Genomic DNA, 2,700 nt, shown 5'->3' with positions numbered 1-2,700 from the left:
GCCATTCACAAACCTACGACTCACCATTTGGACGGGCGACACATATCTCAACAAACCAGCATTTGTCCGGCTTTTTCTAAAACATATATCCAAAAAAGCCACACTGCCGGTTCAATGTCACTAAATTAACATTAAATCAGCAGTGTGGCTTTTTGTCTATGATTCTATTGCAGGCTGCCATTTGTCATCTGACAGCTTTTATTATGATTGAAGTTAAACAGCAAATCTTAATTCTCTGACTGACAATTAATAAAATCGGCTTAGTCAGCAAATAATGCTGTAGAGTAGTAACGGTCACCACTGTCCGGAAGAAGGGCAACGATTGTTTTTCCTTTGTTTTCCGGGCGTTTTGCAAGCTCAATCGCTGCATATAATGCTGCGCCGGAAGAAATTCCGACTAATACACCCTCTGCTTTTGCAAGTTCTTTTCCAGTTGCAAATGCATCTTCGTTTGCTACCGGGAATACCTCATCATAAATCTTGGTATCTAATACTTCCGGAACAAATCCTGCACCGATTCCCTGAATCTTGTGAGGACCTGCTGTTCCTTTGGAAAGAACAGGGGAAGTCTCCGGCTCAACGGCTACAACTTTAACATCTTTATTCTGTGATTTTAAGTACTGGCCAACACCGGTAACTGTTCCGCCGGTACCAACACCTGCAACGAATATATCTACTTTACCGTCTGTATCTGCCCAGATCTCCGGTCCTGTTGTCTCAAAGTGAGCCTGTACGTTTGCCGGGTTTGTAAACTGGGATGGGATAAAGCTTCCCGGAATCTCTTTTGCAAGTTCTTCCGCTTTTGCGATCGCACCTTTCATTCCCTTTGCACCCTCAGTTAAAACGATTTCTGCACCGTATGCTTTTAATATGTTGCGGCGCTCAACGCTCATGGTCTCAGGCATTGTTAAAATGATGCGGTATCCTTTTGCTGCTGCGATAGAAGCAAGACCGATTCCTGTATTTCCGGATGTTGGCTCAATGATAACAGAACCTTCTTTTAAAAGTCCTTTCTCCTCTGCATCTTTTACCATGTAATATGCAGCACGGTCTTTGACACTTCCTGATGTATTAAAATACTCAAGTTTTACAAGAACTTTTGCCTCAAGTCCTTTGTTTTTCTCTAATTTTGTTACTTCTAATAAAGGTGTTTTTCCAATTAAATCTGTTGCACTCTGGTATACGTTTGCCATAATAATGTCTCCTTTTCTGTGCTGTTTTGCACGAATCTGTTATTTGAATGCTGCTGTTTCCAAAATTTACAATAGATACTTTAAAACTCCGGCTGATAAAAACTACTTGTTACTTTATTGCCTTAAATGCCTCATCAAGGTCTTCAATGATATCCTTGATATTCTCTGTTCCGATGGAAAGGCGGATCGTGTTCGGGCAAATTCCCTGCTCTGCCAGTTCTGCCTCATTTAACTGTGCATGTGTGGTAGAAGCCGGATGAATGACAAGTGATTTTACATCTGCCACGTTTGCAAGTAAGGAAAAGATCTCAAGATTATCAATAAAATCTTTTGCCGTCTGCTCATCCCCTTTGATCTCAAAGGTAAAGATAGAACCGCCACCGTTCGGGAAGTATTTTTTGTACAGCTCCTGCTGCTCTTTATCCTGTGTAACGGACGGGTGATGTACCTTCTCCACCTGCGGATGATTGTTTAAATACTCTACAACCTTTAATGCATTTTCGACATGACGTTCTACACGCAAGGACAGTGTCTCAAGTCCCTGTAAAAACATAAATGCATGGAATGGCGAGATCGTTGCTCCGGTATCACGAAGTAAGATCGCACGGATTCTTGTAACGAATGCTGCCGGTCCTGCTGCCTGTGAAAAACTGATTCCATGGTAGCTCGGATTGGGTTCCGTGATAGCAGGAAACTTGCCGGATGCCTCCCAGTCAAACTTTCCGCTGTCTACAATAACACCGCCGATTGCAGTTCCATGACCACCGATGAATTTTGTTGCAGAATGAACAACGATGTCTGCACCGTATTCGATCGGGCGAAGCAGATACGGGGTTGCAAATGTATTGTCCACAACAAGTGGTATTTTATGTGCATGGGCGATCTTTGCGATTGCCTCAATGTCGCTGACATCTGAGTTTGGATTTCCGAATGTTTCTATGTAAAGTGCTTTTGTATTGTCCTGAATCGCTTTTTCAAAGTTTGAAACATCAAGCGGATTAACGAATGTTGTTGCGATTCCGTAATCCGGCAGTGTATGCTCTAACAGGTTGTAAGAACCACCGTAAATATTGTTTGCTGCAACGATATGATCATCGGCATGTGCAAGGTTCTCGATCGTATATGTGATCGCTGCTGCACCGGATGCTACTGCAAGTGCTGCAACACCACCCTCTAATGCTGCGATTCTCTTTTCAAATACATCCTCGGTCGGATTGGTAAGTCTTCCATAGATATTACCTGCATCTTTTAAGCCAAAACGGTCTGCAGCATGCTGGCTGTTATGGAATACATAAGAAGATGTCGCATAGATCGGTACTGCTCTTGCATCAGTAACCGGATCTGCTTCCTCCTGTCCTACATGTAACTGTAATGTTTCAAAACCCAGATTTCTTTCGCTCAAATGTTTTTTGCCCATAGATCACTTCCCCTTCATTTAATATAATTAGCCTGAATTATTCACGGAACAGTATCTGAACTGATAACTGTACCATGAATCCCCAAATTG

At 42.6% G+C, this 2,700-nt stretch carries 2 protein-coding genes; both read right to left on the bottom strand.

Annotated elements, in window-relative coordinates:
* Positions 1–260: 260 nt before the first annotated feature.
* Complete coding sequence (gene cysK, locus DW650_RS19245; protein WP_117922080.1) at positions 261–1,193, bottom strand: cysteine synthase A; 933 nt, start codon at positions 1,191–1,193, stop codon at positions 261–263.
* 109 nt (positions 1,194–1,302) lie between these two features.
* Positions 1,303–2,610: an O-acetylhomoserine aminocarboxypropyltransferase/cysteine synthase family protein gene (locus DW650_RS19240; protein WP_118210878.1), complete on the bottom strand. Its 1,308-nt coding sequence runs from the start codon at positions 2,608–2,610 to the stop codon at positions 1,303–1,305.
* Between the last annotated feature and the right edge of the window lie 90 nt (positions 2,611–2,700).

The organism is Roseburia sp. AM23-20 (assembly GCF_003470905.1).
In the GTDB taxonomy this organism is placed as follows: Bacteria; Bacillota; Clostridia; order Lachnospirales; family Lachnospiraceae; genus Roseburia; species Roseburia rectibacter.
The sequence above is the reverse complement of the archived record's forward strand: the minus strand, read 5'-3'. Positions and strand labels throughout refer to the sequence as shown.

Excerpts from the sequence above, each read along its gene's own strand:
- cysK (WP_117922080.1), bottom strand. The coding sequence starts at position 1,193 with ATGGCAAACGTATACCAGAGTGCAACAGATTTAATTGGAAAAACACCT.
- DW650_RS19240 (WP_118210878.1), bottom strand. The coding sequence starts at position 2,610 with ATGGGCAAAAAACATTTGAGCGAAAGAAATCTGGGTTTTGAAACATTA.